The following is a 15,198-nucleotide window of genomic DNA, read 5'->3' as shown; positions in this document are numbered from 1 at the left end:
CTCAGGCGGTGGGCCCGCCTGCAGGTAGCTGGGCGGCGGCGGCCGCGTCGACGAGCCACAGCGTGCGCTCGGCACCGAGCGCACCGGCGGCGGGCGTGGTCTCGACCGGGTCCGACGCGAGCGCGGAGGCGACGGCGGGCGCCTTCTCGGCTCCCGCGGCCACGACCCACACCTGGCGCGCGGCCCGGATCGCGTCGAACGTGAGGGAGACGCGCAGCGGCGGCGGCTTGGGGGAGCCGTGCACCCCCGTCGTCGCGCCCTGCGCCGCGAGCGCCGGGTGCTCCGGGAACAGGGACGCGACGTGCCCGTCCGGCCCCATGCCGAGCAGCAGCACGTCGAACGCGGGGACGTCCGAGCCCTCGGGCGCGAACCTCGCGAGCTCGGCGGCGTACGCCTCAGCGGCCGCCTCCGGTGTCGTCACGAGCGTGTCGAGCGCGGGGACGGCGTGGATGTTCTCAGCGGGCAGGGCGTCCGCGAGGGCGGTCAGGAGCGCGTCCCGCGCCTGCGTCTCGTTGCGGTCCGCGTCGCCGTCCGGCAGGAACCGCTCGTCGCCCCACCAGAGGTGCACCTGCGTCCAGTCGACGGCGTCACGCACGGGGGAGGCCGCGACGGCCGCGAGCGTGCGGATGCCGACGGTCCCGCCGGTCAGGACGACGTGCAGGGGAGCGCGGTGCGACTGCGCGTCGACGAGCGCGACGAGCAGCCGCGCCGCGGTGGCCTGCGCGAGCACCTCCGCGTCGGGGTGGACGACGACCTCGCGTGCCGCGCTCATGCGGCCGGGATCTTGGTCAGGCCCTTGGTGAGCACGTCACCGTAGACCTCGTCGGGGTCGAGGCGCCGCAGCTCTTCCGCGAGGCACTCGCGCAGGTGCCGGATCGGCAGCGCGATGCGGTGCTCGGGCTGCTCGGGCTGGCGCAGCGCGGCGGTCTTGCCGTCGGGCCTGTCGAGCACGATGTCGCCGGACGCGCGCTCGAGCCGCACCTGCGTGATCGCCGGGGCGTCGTCGATCCGCTCGACCTCGACCGGGCACCGCAGCGCGTGCGCGAGCCAGGCCGCGACCATGTCCACCGACGTGTGCGTGCCCTGGCCGGAGACCACCGCGCGCCGCACGGGCTCGTACGGCGGCTGCTCGAGCGTCGCGGCGATGAGCCCGCGCCACAGGGTCGACCGGGTCCATGCGAGGTCGGTGTCGCCCTCCTGGTACGAGCCCGCGAGCGTCCGCAGCCACCGGCCGGGGTCCGACGAGCGGACCGAGTCGGTGATGCGGCGCTGCGCCATGCGTCCGAGCGGGTGCTCCGAGGGGACCTCGGGGGGCTCGTACGGCCACCACGCGACGATCGGCGCGTCCGGCAGCAGCAGCGGCATGACGAGCGTGTCGAGGTGCTCGGCGACCTCGCCCGTCGGACGCAGGATGATGACCTCGCTCGCGCCCGCGTCACCGCCGAGGCGGATCTGGGCGTCCAGGCCGACGTCGACGGGCGCGCCGCCAGGCTGCTGCGACGTGATGAGGATGACCCGGCACGGGTGCTCGCGGCTCGCGTCGTTCGCGGCGGCGATCGCGTGCTCCGGGTCGTGGTCGCCCGTGTCGACGACGAGCGTCAGCACGCGGCCGAGGGCGACCGCGCCACCCTCGTCGCGCTCGGTGAGCAGGCGCTTGGCGACCGCGCGGGTCGTCGTGCCCGGCATGTCGATGATCACGGCAGCCTCCACTGGCGCCCGTCGCGGGCCATCATCTCGTCGGCCGAGGCCGGTCCCCACGTGCCGGCGCGGTAACCGTCCGGCTTCCCGTGGCGCGACCAGTACTCGATGATCGGGTCCAGGATCTTCCAGGACAGCTCGACCTCGGTGTTCTGCGGGAACAGCGGCGGGTCGCCCAGGAGGACGTCGAGGATGAGGCGCTCGTACGCCTCGGGCGACGCCTCGGTGAACGCGTGCCCGTAGCCGAAGTCCATCGTGACGTCGCGGACCTCCATCTGCGTGCCGGGCACCTTCGCGCCGAACCGCAGCGTGACGCCCTCGTCGGGCTGCACCCGGATGACCAGCGCGTTCTTCCCGAGCTCCTCGGTGGCCGTCGACTCGAACGGCAGGTGCGGCGCCTTCTTGAAGACGACCGCGATCTCCGTGACGCGCTTGCCGAGCCGCTTGCCGGTCCGGAGGTAGAACGGCACGCCCGCCCAGCGGCGTGTGTCGATGTCCACGCGGATGGCTGCATACGTCTCGGTGGTGGAGTGCGGGTTGAAGCCCTCCTCCTCGAGGAATCCGACGACCGGCTCGCCACCCTGCCAGCCGGCGGTGTACTGCCCGCGCGCGGTGTGGCGCGCGATGTCGCGCGGCACGCGCACGGCCGAGAGCACCTTCTCCTTCTCGGCCCGCAGCGCCGCGGCGTCGAACGACACCGGCTCCTCCATCGCGGTCAGCGCGAGGAGCTGCAGCAGGTGGTTCTGGATGACGTCGCGCGCCGCGCCGATGCCGTCGTAGTACCCCGCGCGGCCACCGATGCCGATGTCCTCGGCCATCGTGATCTGCACGTGGTCGACGTAGTTGGCGTTCCAGATCGGCTCGAACAGCTGGTTCGCGAAGCGCAGCGCCAGCAGGTTCTGGACCGTCTCCTTGCCCAGGTAGTGGTCGATCCGGAAGATGTCGTCCGGCCGGAACACGGACGAGACGATGTCCTGCAGCTCACGCGCGCTCGCCAGGTCGTGGCCGAACGGCTTCTCGATCACCACGCGGCGCCAGCGGCCGTCCTGCGGCTGCGACAGGCCCGAGCGGGACAGCTGCTCGCAGACGATCGGGAACGACGACGGCGGCACCGACAGGTAGAACGCGTGGTTGCCGCCGGTGCCGCGGGACACGTCGAGCTCCTCGACCGTCTCGCGCAGACGGTCGAACGCCGACGGGTCGTCGAAGGTGCCCTGCACGAAACGGATGCCCTCGGACAGCTGCCGCCACGTCGACTCGCGGAACGGCGTGCGGGCGTGCTCCTTGACGGAGTCGTGCACGATCTGCGCGAAGTCCTGCGTCTCCCAGTCGCGGCGGGCGAACCCGGTGAGCGCGAAGCCCGGGGGGAGCAGGCCGCGGTTGGTCAGGTCGTACACCGCGGGCATGAGCTTCTTGCGCGCCAGGTCGCCCGTCACGCCGAAGATCACCAGGCCGCACGGGCCGGCGATGCGAGGCAGGCGGCGGTCGCGCGGGTCGCGCAGCGGGTTGACGCCCTGGGCGACCTTCGCGAGGCTCACGAGGCGTCCGCCGCGCGCGCGGCGGCCTGCTCGAGGCCCTCGGACACCTTCGCGAGGAGCTGCTCCCAGCTCGCCTCGAACTTGGCGACGCCCTCGACCTCGAGCTCGTGCGCGACGTCGTCGATGTCGATGCCGAGCGCGACGAGGCGGTCGAGCAGGCGTGCGGCGTCGGCCTGCGTGCCCGTCACCGTGTCGTGCGCGTCGCCGCCGTGGTCGGCCACGGCCTCGAGCGTCTTCTCGGGCATCGTGTTGACGACGCCCGCGACGACGAGCTCGTCGACGTACAGCGTGTCCGGGTAGGCCGGGTCCTTGACGCCGGTCGACGCCCACAGCGGGCGCTGCGGGCGCGCGCCGGCCGCGGCCAGGGCCTGCCACCGCTCGGACGCCACGACCTCCTCGTAGATCCCGTAGGCGAGCCGCGCGTTCGCGATCGCCGCCTTGCCGCGCAGCTCGGTGGCCTCGGGCGTGCCGAGCGCGTCGAGGCGCGGGTCGATCGCCGTGTCCACGCGCGAGACGAAGAACGAGGCGACCGAGGCGATCGGTGCGAGGTCGTGGCCGTTCGCGCGCGCCTGCTCGAGGCCCTCCTGGAAGGCGTCGAGCACCGCGGCGTACCGCTGCAGCGAGAAGATCAGCGTGACGTTGACGCTGATGCCCTCGGCGAGCACCGCGGTGATCGCCGGCAGGCCCTCGAGCGTCGCGGGGATCTTGATGAACACGTTGGGCCGGTCGACCGTCGCCCACAGCGCCTTCGCGGACTCGACCGTGGCGTCCGTGTCGTGCGCGAGCCGCGGGTCGACCTCGATCGAGACGCGACCGTCCTGGCCCTGGGTGGCGTCGTGGACGGGGCGCAGCACGTCGGCCGCGGCCCGCACGTCGTCGGTGGTGATCGCGAAGACGGCCTGGTCGACGTCCGCGCCCTGCGCCGCGAGAGCACGCAGCTGCTCGTCGTACGCGTCGCCCTGGCTGATCGCCGCGGCGAAGATCGTGGGGTTCGTCGTCACGCCCACCACGCCACGCTCGACGAGCGCGGCGAGGTTGCCGGAGCGCAGGCGCTCGCGCGACAGGTCGTCGAGCCAGACGGCGACTCCCGCCTCGGTGAGCCGTGCGAGGGGTCCGCTCGGTGCCATGGTCGTTCCTTCCCTCATGCAGCCGCCGGCTGCGCGCGGCCGAGCCGCGAGGCCTCTCGATCATCCTGGTCCGGGCGGTCGCGGAGTGCCTGCTGGAGGGCACCCCGCGACCGCGCCGGATCAGTCCTGCGTCAGTCCTGCTGGGCAGGTCGTGCTGGTCAGCCCTGCTGGTCGCCGGTGCCGACGGCCGTCGGGGCGGCCTGCTCGGCGGACGGCGCCGCGTCACCCCGCGCCGCGGCGATCGACTCGTGCGCGGCCGCGACCACGGCCTCCGTCGTGATGCCGAACTCGCGGTACAGGGTCTGGTAGTCCGCCGAGGCGCCGAAGTGCTCGAGCGAGACCGTGCGGCCCGCGTCGCCCACGATCTTGTGCCACGACAGGGCGATGCCCGCCTCGACCGAGACACGAGCCCGGACGGACGACGGGAGCACCGACTCGCGGTACTCGGCGTCCTGCGCCGCGAACCACTCGAGCGACGGCGCCGAGACGACGCGCGTCGGGACGCCGGCGGCCTCGAGGACCTCGCGCGCCTCGACCGCGAGCTGCACCTCGGAGCCCGTGCCGATGAGGATGACCTCGGGCGCGCCGGTGCTCGCCTCGAGCAGCACGTACGCGCCCTTGGCGACGCCCTCGGCGCCCGCGAAGCCCTCCTCGCCGCGCGGGAACGTGGGGACGTTCTGGCGCGTGAGGATGAGGCCGACCGGCCCGTCACGGTGCTCGAGGACGGCCTTCCACGCCTGCGCGGTCTCGTTCGCGTCCGCCGGGCGGACCACGGACAGGCCGGGGATCGCGCGCAGCGCGGTCAGGTGCTCGACCGGCTGGTGCGTCGGGCCGTCCTCGCCGAGGCCGATGGAGTCGTGCGTCCAGACGTACACGGACGGCACGCCCATGAGCGCGGCCAGGCGGACCGATCCGCGCATGTAGTCGGCGAACTGCAGGAACGTCCCGCCGTACGCGCGCGTCAGGCCGTGCAGCGTGATGCCGGACAGGATCGCGCCCATGCCGTGCTCGCGGATGCCGAAGTGCAGGGTGCGGCCGCCCTCGTCGCCCGCGAACTCGTGCGTCGAGCGCTTCGCCGGGATGAAGGACGGCTGGCCCTTCATCGTCGTGTTGTTCGAGCCCGCGAGGTCGGCCGAGCCGCCCCACAGCTCGGGCAGCGCGTCCGCGATCGCGGAGAGCACCTCACCCGACGCGGCGCGGGTCGCCACGGCCTTGCCCGCCGTGAACACCGGCAGCGAGGCCTCCCAGCCCTCGGGCAGCTCGTGCGCGACGAGGCGGTCGAGCAGCGCCTTGCGCTCGGGGTTCGCGGCGGCCCACGCGTCGAACGACTCCTGCCACTCGTCGCGCGCGGCTGCGGCGCGGTCGGCGAGCGAGCGCGTGTGCGCGAGCACCTCGGGTGCGACCTCGAACGCGGCGTCGGGGTCGAAGCCGAGCAGCTCCTTGAGGCCGCGGATCGAGTCCGAGCCGAGCTTCGAGCCGTGCGACGAGTGGTCGTCGGTCTTGCCCGGGGTCGGCCACGCGATGAGCGTGCGGATGCCGATGAACGAGGGCTTGTCGGTGACGGCCTTGGCCGCCTCGATCGCCGCGTGCAGCGCGTCGACGTCCTCGCGGTACTCGCCGCCGGCCGTCCAGTCGACGAACTGGACGTGCCAGCCGTACGCCTCGTAGCGGGCCAGGACGTCCTCGGTGAACGCGATCTGCGTGTCGCCCTCGATCGAGATGTGGTTGTCGTCCCACAGCACGATCAGGTTGCCGAGCTCCTGCGTGCCGGCGATCGACGACGCCTCGCTCGTGACGCCTTCCTGCAGGTCGCCGTCGGACACGATGACGTACGTGTAGTGGTCGAACGGGCTCGTGCCGGGCGCCGCGTCGGGGTCGAGCAGGTTGCGCTCGCGCCGCTGCGCCATCGCGAAGCCGACGGCCGAGGCCAGGCCCTGGCCGAGAGGGCCGGTCGTGATCTCGACGCCCGCCGTGTGCTTGTACTCGGGGTGCCCCGGGGTCTTCGAGCCCCAGGTCCGCAGCGCCTGCAGGTCCTCGAGCTCGAGGCCGAACCCGCCGAGGTAGAGCTGGATGTACTGGGTCAGGCACGAGTGGCCGGCCGACAGCACGAAGCGGTCGCGGCCGAGCCAGTGGGTGTCCTTCGGGTCGTGCCGCAGCACGTTCTGGTACAGCAGGTACGCCACGGGGGCGAGGCTGATCGCCGTCCCCGGGTGGCCGTTGCCCACCTTCTCGACGGCGTCAGCGGCCAGGACGCGCACCGTGTCCACGGCCTTCACGTCCAGGTCGGTCCAGCCGACCGTCTGCGCCAGGGGAGCCTTCGCGTTCACCGCACCTCATTCCCACCCGGGGGGAGCCGGGTGACGTTCTCCGACTTGCGTGCTTGCTGGCCGCGCGCGCCCGGGCAGGTCCCGGGACGCGTCCTCGTCCGTGGCTGGCCCGGCGCCGCTCTCGTCCTCGCACCGTCCGGGGGACGGGTCGGGACGTGACGGGCATCCGGACGGACTCCGGCTCGCCGCTCGAGCCTATAGCGCACGCGCACGAGGGCCGTACCCGTGACCAGTCTCCGGCCACTCTCACAGCCCCGTGGGAGTGGCTGTGCGGCGAGCGACCCATCTCACACGACGCGCGCCCCCCGTCCGAGGGGCTTTCGTCCTGCACCGGGGCGTAGCATGGCGAGGCGACGTCAGATCCCCGAGCGACGCGCGCGTGAGTCCCGACGACGGGCCGCGCCGCCCGGTCGGCACGAAACGAACGGAACCGTCCCGCGTGCGCCTCACGAGCCCCTCGTCCGTCGACGACCGGTCGGTCGACGCCGCGTCCCCGACCGGCGCGCGGCGCGTGCACGGCTCGACGCACGGTTCGACGACGCACGGAGCGACGGCTCGCACGTCCGATGGTGCGGCCGACGGTGCGGCCGAGGGCACGACGGCGGGGGAGTTCCGCGGCGGCGTGCTGCACCGCGTGGGCGCGGTCGTCGGGCCGTACGTGACGCTGACCAAGCCGCGCGTCATCGAGCTGCTGCTCGTCACGACGATCCCGACGATGATCCTCGCGCAGGGCGGCTGGCCGAGCCTGGGGCTCGTCGTCGCCACGCTCGTCGGCGGTGCCGCCGCGGCCGGCTCGGCGAACGTCCTGAACTGCTACATCGACCGCGACATCGACAAGGTCATGAACCGCACGCGCCGCCGGCCCACGGCGACGGGTGAGATCAGCCCCCGCGCGGCGCTGACGTTCGGGCTGGTGCTCGGCGTCGTGAGCCTCGTGTGGCTGTGGTTCCTGGCGAACCCGGTGTCCTCGATGCTGACCGCCGGCGCGATCCTCATCTACGTCGTGGGCTACACGATGATCCTCAAGCGCCGCACGCCGCAGAACATCGTGTGGGGCGGCGCGGCCGGCTGCATGCCGGTCCTCATCGGCTGGTCGGCGGTGACGGGCGGCGTGGGCTGGCCCGCGGTGCTGCTGTTCGGCGTCATCTTCTTCTGGACCCCGCCGCACTACTGGCCGCTGTCGATGAAGTTCCGCAAGGACTACGCGGCCGCGGGCGTGCCGATGCTCCCGGTCGTCGCGAAGGACACCAAGGTCGCGCGCGAGATGATCGGCTACACGCTCGCGATGATCGCGTGCTCGCTGCTCCTGGTGCCCGCCGCGGGCATGACGTGGGTGTACGCGCTCGTCGCGACCGCGCTCGGCGCGTGGTTCCTGGTCTCGTGCATCCGCCTGCTGCGGCGCGCGGAGGACCCGGCGCGCGGCAAGCTGCGCGCGATGAGCGTGTTCCACGCGTCGATCACCTACCTCACGCTCCTGTCGGTCGCCGTGTCGGTCGACGTGTTCCTGCCCCTGTGACGTCGGGCGCGCGGTGGCGGACGACGTCTCGCGCTCGCCGCTCGCGCGTGCGCTCGAGGACTACCTCGCGCACCTGACCGTGGAGCGCGGCCTGTCGCGCAACACCACCGCGGCGTACCGCCGCGACCTCGGCCGGTACGTCGCGTACCTCGAGTCGCGGGGGCGTCGCTCGCCCGACGACGTCGTCGAGCAGGACGTCGAGGACTTCCTGGTGGCGGTGCGCACGGGCGCGGACGGGGGCAGCGTGCTGTCCGCGTCGTCGTCGGCGCGCGCCGTGGTCGCGGTGCGCGGCTGGCACCGGTTCTGGGTGCGGGACGGGGTCACGACGAGCGACGCGGCCCGCGCGGTGCGCCCGCCCGCGCAGCCGCGGCGGCTGCCCAAGGCCATCACGGTCGAGGAGGTCGGGCGCCTCATCGACGCCGCGGGGCTCGGCGACGGACCGACCGCGCTGCGGGACCGTGCCCTGCTCGAGCTGCTCTACGCGACCGGAGCCCGGATCTCCGAGGCCGTGGGCCTGGACGTCGACGACGTCGACGCCACCCCCGGGCGCGCGGCGGTGCGCCTGTTCGGCAAGGGCTCCAAGGAGCGCGTCGTCCCGCTCGGCTCGTTCGCGCTCGAGGCGGTCGAGGCCTACCTGGTGCGGGGACGGCCCGCGCTCGCCGCGCACGGCCGGGGCACGCCGGCGGTCTTCCTCAACACGCGCGGCGCGCGACTGTCGCGCCAGTCCGCGTGGGCGGCGCTGCGCACCGCGGCCGAGCGTGCGGGGCTCGTCGGGAAGGACGGCGACCCGGATGCCGCTGCGGCGCACCTGTCCCCGCACACGCTGCGACACTCGTTCGCGACGCACCTGCTGCAGGGTGGCGCCGACGTGCGCGTCGTGCAGGAGCTGCTGGGGCACGCGTCGGTCACCACCACGCAGATCTACACGCTGGTGACGCCCGACACGCTGCGCGAGGTGTACCAGCTCAGCCACCCGCGGGCGCGGTGAGCGCGCGGTCGTCCACGGACCTGGCGCGGTACCCGCACCAGGGGCGCATGCTCCGGTAGGTTGTCCGTCGTGGTGACCAGCGAGACGACGCAGGACCAGGTCGACGCCGTCGGGCGTCCGCTCCCGCACTTCCCGGAGCCGGCGCCGCTCGCCTCGCACGGGCCTGCGCGCGTGATCGCGATGTGCAACCAGAAGGGCGGCGTCGGCAAGACGACGACCACCATCAACCTGGCCGCCGCGCTCGCCGAGTACGGCCGCCGCGTGCTCATCGTCGACTTCGACCCGCAGGGTGCCGCGTCCGTCGGCCTCGGCATCAGCCCGCACGAGCTCGACCTCACGGTCTACAACCTGCTCATGGAGCGCGACGCGCAGGTCGCCGACGTCCTGCGCCAGACCGCCACCCCCGGGCTCGACCTGCTGCCCGCGAACATCGACCTGTCCGCCGCCGAGGTCCAGCTCGTCGGCGAGGTGGCCCGTGAGTCGGTGCTCTCGCGCGCGCTGCGCCCGGTCCTCGACGACTACGACGTCGTCCTCATCGACTGCCAGCCGTCGCTCGGCCTGCTCACCGTGAACGCCCTGACGGCCGCGCACGGCGTGCTCATCCCGCTGGAGTGCGAGTTCTTCGCGCTGCGCGGTGTCGCGCTGCTCATCGAGACGATCGAGAAGGTGCGCGACCGGCTCAACCCGCGCCTCGAGGTCGACGGCATCCTCGCCACGATGTACGACTCGCGCACGCTGCACGCGCGCGAGGTCGTCGCGCGCGTCCACGAGGCGTTCGGCGACACGCTGCTGCAGACCGTGATCGGGCGCACCGTGAAGTTCCCCGACGCGACCGTGGCTGCCGAGCCGATCACGACGTACGCACCCACGCACTCGGGCGCCGCGGCCTACCGCCAGCTCGCGCGCGAGCTCGTCGCCCGTGGCGACGCGGCCTGAGGCCGCGCCCGGCGGCGACGGCGACACCCGCACGGCCGAGGAGCCCGCGCAGGCGACCGGCACCCCGGCGGACGGCTCTCCCGCCGGCACCGCGGGCTTCGAGGTGCACCTCGACAACTTCAGCGGCCCGTTCGACCTGCTGCTGGGGCTGATCGCGAAGCACAAGCTCGACATCACCGAGGTCGCGCTCGCGCGCGTGACGGACGAGTTCATCGCGTACATCCGCGCGGCCGAGGCGGCATGGGACCTCAACCGCGCCTCGGAGTTCCTCGTGGTCGCCGCGACGTTGCTCGACCTCAAGGCGGCGCGGCTGCTGCCTTCGGCGGACGTGGAGGACGCCGAGGACCTCGAGCTGCTCGAGGCGCGCGACCTGCTGTTCGCGCGGCTGCTGCAGTACCGCGCGTACAAGCAGGTGGCCGCGGACCTCGCGCACCGGTGGGCCACGGAGGGCCGGCGCTTCCCGCGCACGGTCGCGCTCGAGCCGCACCTGGCCGCGCTGCTGCCGGAGCTCGTGTGGCAGGTCGGCCCGGACCAGCTCGCAGCCCTCGCCGCGAAGGCCCTGACGCCCAAGGCGCCGCCGCCGGGGGTCGACATCAGTCACCTGCACGCGCCCCCGGTCTCGGTGCGCGAGCAGGCCGCGGTGCTCGTCGACCGCCTGCGGCACCACGGCTCCGCGTCGTTCCGCGCGCTCGTCGCGGACGCGGGGTCGACGATCGTCGTGGTCACGCGCTTCCTCGCGCTGCTCGAGCTGTTCCGCGAGGGTGCCGTGGGCTTCGACCAGGTCAGCCCGCTCGGCGAGCTCACCGTGCGGTGGACGGGCGCGGCCGAGGGCGAGGTCACGGTGTCCGACGACTTCGACCAGGACGACGCCGCGCCGCCGCCGTCGAGCGACGCGCCGACGGACGACACATCTGCCGGCTCGACGGGCGCCGTCACGGCCAGCACCGCGCACGACACGCACGACGGGGAGGACGCATGAGCGTGCAGGACGACGAGACGGGCGCCGTGACGCCCGAGACCCCGCAGGTCGACGTCGACGCCCTCCCGGGCGGCGCCCTGGCCGCGCTCGAGGCGGTCCTCATGGTCGCCGACGAGCCGATCGCGACCGTCCGGCTCGCGAGCGTGCTCGCGCTGCCGACCGGCCGCGTCGAGGAGCTGCTCGCCGAGCTCGCGGCGGAGTACCGCGGCGAGCACGGCGGCCGCGCGCGCGGGTTCGAGCTGCGTCACGCGGGGGAGGGCTGGCGCATCTACTCCGCACCGGCGTACGCGGACGTCGTCGGACGGTTCGTGCTCGACGGCCAGACGGCGCGGCTCACGCAGGCGGCGCTCGAGACGCTCGCGGTCGTGGCGTACCGTCAACCGGTCACCCGCGGGCAGGTCTCGGCCGTGCGAGGCGTGAACGTGGACGGCGTGATGCGCACGCTCACGGCACGCGGGCTCGTCGTCGAGGTGGGCACGGAGCCGACGAGCGGTGCGCTCCTGTACGGGACCACGGGATACTTCTTGGAGCGGATGGGCCTGTCCAGCCTGGACGAGCTGCCCCCGCTCGCGCCTTACCTGCCGGAGATCGACGCCCTCGAGGGCGTCGACGACACCGGCGCCACGATCGGAGGACCCGCATGACCCCCCAGCCTCGGCGCTCGGACGGCGGACGACCCGGACGACCGGGCGCCTCGCGTGGCGGTGCCTCGGGCGGCGGCAAGAAGCCGCACCGCGGGCAGGCCGCCGGCGGTGCGTCGCGCGGGAAGCCGGCGTCGACCCGCACGGGCCGCCCGCAGCCTGCTCGTCGCGCGCCCGCGCCGGTCACGATCGACGTGCACGACCCCGACGGCGTGCGCCTGCAGAAGCTCCTCGCGGCGGCGGGCCTCGGCTCGCGGCGCGCGTGCGAGACGCTCATCACCTCGGGTCGCGTCGAGGTGGACGGGCAGGTCGTGCTCGAGCTCGGGGTGCGTGTCGACCCGAAGAACGCGGTCGTCCTCGTCGACGGCCTGCGCGTCCAGCTCGACACGTCGCACGTCACGATCGCGCTGAACAAGCCCAAGGGCGTCGTGTCGACCATGCACGACGAGCAGGGTCGCCCGTCGGTCGCGCAGTTCGTGCGCGACCGCTCCGAGCGGCTGTTCCACGTCGGGCGGCTCGACGCCGACACCGAGGGCCTGCTGCTGCTCACGAGCGACGGCGAGCTCGCGAACCACCTGTCGCACCCGTCGCACGGCGTCGCCAAGACGTACCTGGCCGAGGTCCAGGGCCGCGTGACGCCCGCGACGGCCACGCGCCTGCAGCGGGGAGTCGAGCTCGACGACGGCCCCGCCAAGGCGGACAAGGTGACGATCGTCCAGGCCCTGCCGCACCTGTCGCTCGTGGAGATCGTGATCCACGAGGGTCGCAACCGCATCGTGCGGCGCATGCTCGACGAGGTCGGCCACCCGGTCACCAAGCTCGTCCGCACGCGCATCGGGCCGATCCGCCTGGGCGACCTCAAGCAGGGCCGCACGCGCGTGCTTTCGCAGGTCGAGCTGGGGTCGCTCATGTCCCAGGCGGGGATGTGACGGCCGCGACCCGCGGCCCCGTCCTCGTCGTCGGCGCCGGGCTGATCGGCGCGTCCGTGGGGCTGCGCCTGCGCGCGGAGGGCGTGGACGTGCGCCTGGAGGACCCGTCCCGCACCGCGGTCGCGCTCGCGCGTGACGTGGGCGCGGGCCGTCCCGCGAGCCCGGACGACGACGAGCCCGCGCTCGTCGTCGTCGCGGCGCCGCCGGACGTCACCGCGAGCGTCGTGCGCCGTCAGCTCGAGGCGTACCCGCACGCCGTCGTCACCGACGTGGCGTCGGTCAAGGGGCACGTGCTCGCCGAGCTGCGGGAGCACGGTGCGCCGCTCGCCCGGTACGTCGGCTCGCACCCGATGGCCGGGCGTGAGCGCTCGGGCCCGTCGGCCGCCGTGCCGGACCTGTTCCTGGGCCGGCCGTGGGTCATCGCGCAGTCCGAGGAGTCGTCGCCCGACGCGGTGCTCGCGGTGCGCGCGCTCGCCGTGGACCTGGGGGCCGTGCCCGTCACGATGGACGCCGACGCGCACGACGCGGCGGTCGCGGCCGTGTCGCACGTGCCCCAGGTCGTCTCGTCGCTGGTCGCGGCGCGGCTCGTGGACGTCGACGAGAGCGCGCTCGGGCTGGCGGGTCAGGGCTTGCGGGACGTCACGCGCATCGCGGCGTCCGACCCCGAGCTGTGGACCTCGATCCTCGCGGCGAACTCCGCGGCGGTCCGGCCGGTCCTCGAGTCGCTGCGCACCGACCTGGACGCGGTGATCGCGGCGCTCGCGCACGCCGACGACGCGACGGGCCCCGAGACGGTGGGCGCGGGTGTGCTCGTGACGATCGCACGCGCGATCGCGGCGGGCAACGAGGGCGTCGCGCGCATCCCCGGCAAGCACGGCGGCGCGCAGCGGGCCTACGAGGAGGTCACGGTGCTCGTGCCCGACTCGCCCGGCGAGCTCGCGCGCCTGCTCACCGAGGTCGGCGAGACCGGCGTCAACCTCGAGGACCTGCGCCTCGAGCACGCCGCGGGCCGACAGGTGGGCATGGCGGTCATCTCGGTGCTGCCGGGCAGTGCGACCAAGCTCGAGTGGGAGCTGGCGGAACGTGGATGGAGGCTGGTCGTGTGAGCGCGCTCGTCGTCGCGGTGGACGGACCCTCGGGGTCGGGCAAGTCGAGCGTGTCCCGCGAGGTCGCGCGGCGCCTGGGCCTGGCGTACCTCGACACGGGTGCGATGTACCGCGCCGCGACCTGGTGGTGCCTGCACACGGGCGTGGCGCTCGACGACCAGGCGGCGGTCGCTCAGACGGTGCGTGACCTGCCGCTCGACCAGGGCGTCGACCCGGACGCGCCGCACGTCGTCGTCGGCGGGACCGACGTGGGCGAGGCGATCCGTGAGACCCGGATCTCGGCCGCGGTGAGCGCGGTCGCGACGAACCTCGAGGTGCGCGACGAGCTGCGCCGCCGGCAGCGTGCCGCGATCGCGGAGCAGGCCGCCGCCTCGTCGTACTCGGCAGGTCGCGGGATCGTCGCGGAGGGCCGCGACATCACCACCGTCGTCGCGCCCGACGCGGACGTGCGCGTGCTGCTCACGGCGTCCGAGGAGGCCCGGCTCGCGCGCCGCGCGCGCGACGTGCACGGGTCCGACGACGCCGCGTCCGTCGAGGCGACGCGCGACCAGGTGCTGCGCCGCGACGCGGACGACTCCACGGTCGTGCAGTTCCACGTCGCCGCGGACGGCGTCGTGACCGTCGACTCCTCCGACCTGGACTTCGAGCAGACCGTGCAGGCCGTGCTCGCGGTGGTCGCGCAGGTCACGGGGCGGTGACGCGCGTGGCCGGTCCCGACCTGCCCTCGCCGTGGGGCCCGCGCTGGTCCCGGTGGCTCGGGTGGTTCCTCGCGCACGTCGTGTGGGACACGCGCGTCGTCGGACGCGAGCACGTGCCCCACGAGGGACCCGTGCTGCTCGCCGCGAACCACACGAGCGTGATCGACGGCCCGCTGCTCGCCGGGGCAGCACCGCGCGGCACGCACATCCTGGTCAAGGAGGAGATGTTCTCCGGGCCGGTCGGGTGGGTCCTGCGGGCCGCCGGGCAGATCCCCGTCGACCGCGACGGGGGCCGGCGCGCGCTGTCCACCGCGCTGGGCGTGCTGAAGCGCGGGGGAGTCGTCGGGATCTTCCCCGAGGGCTCGCGCGGGCGGGGTGACGCGTCGGACTCGCGCGCGGGCATCACGTGGCTCGCGCTCAACGGCAAGGCCCCGGTCGTGCCCGTCGCGGTGCTCGGCACGCGGCGCACGGGCGAGGGCGTGAACCACATCCCGCGCCCGCGGCGCCGGATCGTGATCGCGTTCGGCGTGCCCGTCGTCGTCGAGAAGCCGGTCGGCGTGCCCGGGAAGCAGGCGATGGCGCTCGCGAACGAGCAGCTGCGCGACGCGCTCGCGCTGCACGTCGCCGCGACGGTGGAGGCGACCGGCCTGACGCTGCCGACCGACTCGCCGCTGGCCGCCGAGGCGCTCTGACGGCCCCACTGTGGGCCACGACT

14 protein-coding genes are annotated in these 15,198 nt (G+C 74.1%); 9 read left to right on the top strand and 5 right to left on the bottom strand.

Going from position 1 to position 15,198, the window contains the following annotated elements; translation table 11 throughout:
- Position 1: 1 nt before the first annotated feature.
- The 5 genes from pgl to tkt all read right to left on the bottom strand — a co-directional run bounded on the left by pgl (position 2) and on the right by tkt (position 6,690).
- Positions 2 to 772, bottom strand: a complete 771-nt coding sequence (gene pgl / locus F1D97_RS11890; protein ID WP_236120709.1) for a 6-phosphogluconolactonase — start codon at positions 770 to 772, stop codon at positions 2 to 4.
- Entirely contained in the window at positions 769 to 1,698 is a 930-nt protein-coding gene (locus tag F1D97_RS11885; protein WP_236120708.1) for a glucose-6-phosphate dehydrogenase assembly protein OpcA, read from the bottom strand. Before F1D97_RS11885 ends, pgl begins: the two co-directional genes overlap by 4 nt.
- The gene (zwf, locus tag F1D97_RS11880) at positions 1,695 to 3,236 is read right to left on the bottom strand and encodes a glucose-6-phosphate dehydrogenase (RefSeq protein ID WP_236120707.1); all 1,542 of its coding nucleotides are present in this window, start codon (positions 3,234 to 3,236) and stop codon (positions 1,695 to 1,697) included. The genes F1D97_RS11885 and zwf overlap by 4 nt, the downstream gene beginning before the upstream one ends.
- Entirely contained in the window at positions 3,233 to 4,363 is a 1,131-nt protein-coding gene (gene tal / locus F1D97_RS11875; protein ID WP_236120706.1) for a transaldolase, read from the bottom strand. The genes zwf and tal overlap by 4 nt, the downstream gene beginning before the upstream one ends.
- Before the next feature lie 158 nt (positions 4,364 to 4,521).
- A complete protein-coding gene (gene tkt, locus F1D97_RS11870) occupies positions 4,522 to 6,690 on the bottom strand; it encodes a transketolase (protein ID WP_236120705.1) in 2,169 nt (722 codons plus the stop codon).
- Positions 6,691 to 7,312: 622 nt separating this feature from the next.
- Between tkt and F1D97_RS11865 the strand changes: the two genes are divergently transcribed.
- The 9 genes from F1D97_RS11865 (at position 7,313) to F1D97_RS11825 (ending at position 15,175) form a co-directional block, all read left to right on the top strand.
- Complete coding sequence (locus F1D97_RS11865) at positions 7,313 to 8,206, top strand: heme o synthase (protein ID WP_396022594.1); 894 nt, start codon at positions 7,313 to 7,315, stop codon at positions 8,204 to 8,206.
- Between the two features lie 13 nt (positions 8,207 to 8,219).
- The gene (locus tag F1D97_RS11860) at positions 8,220 to 9,194 is read left to right on the top strand and encodes a site-specific tyrosine recombinase XerD (protein WP_236120704.1); all 975 of its coding nucleotides are present in this window, start codon (positions 8,220 to 8,222) and stop codon (positions 9,192 to 9,194) included.
- Between the two features lie 69 nt (positions 9,195 to 9,263).
- The gene (locus tag F1D97_RS11855; protein WP_396022515.1) at positions 9,264 to 10,130 is read left to right on the top strand and encodes a ParA family protein; all 867 of its coding nucleotides are present in this window, start codon (positions 9,264 to 9,266) and stop codon (positions 10,128 to 10,130) included.
- Positions 10,114 to 11,109 carry a segregation and condensation protein A gene (locus tag F1D97_RS11850; RefSeq protein ID WP_396022514.1) on the top strand — a complete coding sequence of 332 codons (996 nt, stop codon included), beginning with the start codon at positions 10,114 to 10,116 and terminating at the stop codon, positions 11,107 to 11,109. The genes F1D97_RS11855 and F1D97_RS11850 overlap by 17 nt, the downstream gene beginning before the upstream one ends.
- The gene (gene scpB, locus F1D97_RS11845) at positions 11,106 to 11,753 is read left to right on the top strand and encodes an SMC-Scp complex subunit ScpB (RefSeq protein WP_236120703.1); all 648 of its coding nucleotides are present in this window, start codon (positions 11,106 to 11,108) and stop codon (positions 11,751 to 11,753) included. Before F1D97_RS11850 ends, scpB begins: the two co-directional genes overlap by 4 nt.
- Positions 11,750 to 12,679: a pseudouridine synthase gene (locus F1D97_RS11840; RefSeq protein ID WP_236120702.1), complete on the top strand. Its 930-nt coding sequence runs from the start codon at positions 11,750 to 11,752 to the stop codon at positions 12,677 to 12,679. The genes scpB and F1D97_RS11840 overlap by 4 nt, the downstream gene beginning before the upstream one ends.
- Entirely contained in the window at positions 12,676 to 13,785 is a 1,110-nt protein-coding gene (locus F1D97_RS11835) for a prephenate dehydrogenase (protein ID WP_236120701.1), read from the top strand. Before F1D97_RS11840 ends, F1D97_RS11835 begins: the two co-directional genes overlap by 4 nt.
- Complete coding sequence (gene cmk / locus F1D97_RS11830) at positions 13,767 to 14,483, top strand: (d)CMP kinase (RefSeq protein WP_236120700.1); 717 nt, start codon at positions 13,767 to 13,769, stop codon at positions 14,481 to 14,483. The genes F1D97_RS11835 and cmk overlap by 19 nt, the downstream gene beginning before the upstream one ends.
- A 5-nt stretch (positions 14,484 to 14,488) precedes the next feature.
- Positions 14,489 to 15,175, top strand: coding sequence for a lysophospholipid acyltransferase family protein (locus tag F1D97_RS11825; RefSeq protein ID WP_317618865.1), 687 nt, complete (start codon positions 14,489 to 14,491; stop codon positions 15,173 to 15,175).
- Positions 15,176 to 15,198 lie beyond the last annotated feature (23 nt).

Source organism: Cellulomonas palmilytica, assembly GCF_021590045.1.
Lineage (GTDB): Bacteria > Actinomycetota > Actinomycetes > Actinomycetales > Cellulomonadaceae > Cellulomonas > Cellulomonas palmilytica.
Note: the sequence above shows the minus strand (reverse complement) of the source record. Positions and strands in the feature narration are given on the sequence as shown.

Coding starts and splice junctions, on each gene's coding strand:
- tal (WP_236120706.1), bottom strand. CDS start 4,363: ATGGCACCGAGCGGACCCCTCGCACGGCTCACCGAGGCGGGAGTCGCC.
- scpB (WP_236120703.1), top strand. CDS start 11,106: ATGAGCGTGCAGGACGACGAGACGGGCGCCGTGACGCCCGAGACCCCG.
- pgl (WP_236120709.1), bottom strand. CDS start 772: ATGAGCGCGGCACGCGAGGTCGTCGTCCACCCCGACGCGGAGGTGCTC.
- cmk (WP_236120700.1), top strand. CDS start 13,767: ATGGAGGCTGGTCGTGTGAGCGCGCTCGTCGTCGCGGTGGACGGACCC.
- F1D97_RS11840 (WP_236120702.1), top strand. CDS start 11,750: ATGACCCCCCAGCCTCGGCGCTCGGACGGCGGACGACCCGGACGACCG.